Origin of the sequence: Mycobacterium sp. 1245801.1 (assembly GCF_001673055.1) — a bacterium.
GTDB lineage: Bacteria > Actinomycetota > Actinomycetes > Mycobacteriales > Mycobacteriaceae > Mycobacterium > Mycobacterium europaeum_A.
The window spans coordinates 1-504 of record NZ_LZKY01000035.1; the positions used below are offsets into that span (position 1 = coordinate 1).

At 62.5% G+C, this 504-nt stretch carries 1 protein-coding gene; it reads left to right on the plus strand.

The features are described from left to right. The coding region (locus A5622_RS02185) for a hypothetical protein (protein WP_369829213.1) at positions 1-416 on the plus strand (416 nt) is incomplete at its 5' end. Positions 417-504: the final 88 nt, after the last annotated feature.

The window sequence follows — 504 nt, forward strand, 5'->3', positions numbered from 1 at the left end:
CCGGCGCGCAGGGCATCTGGAACGCGCAGGGGCAGTGCCGCGGTATTTATGACGCGCCCGTGAAGACGACATGGAAGACCGGTGCGTTTCAGGACGGGTCGACACAGAAGGCCAAGAAGGTTCTGCACCGCGACCTCGAACTCGGATTCCATTGTGTCGAAACGCGAATCCCGCCGCGGTCGGCCGAGGACAACGAATCCGAGTTCCGCAAAATCTTCGACTACGACGTCGACGAGTGGGACGACGACCCGGAGCCCACCACGATCCACCTCGAGACAGATCGGTCGGGTGAACGCAAACTCGACCTGCTGTTGTCCTCGGCCGACCGCGGCGGGATTCGCGTTTCGACACAATGGAATCCGAGTTCGAGGTCGCGGTGCAGAACCTTCTTGGCCTTCTGTGTCGACCCGTCCTGAAACGCACCGGTCTTCCATGTCGTCTTCACGGGCGCGTCATAAATACCGCGGCACTGCCCCTGCGCGTTCCAGATGCCCTGCGCGCCGG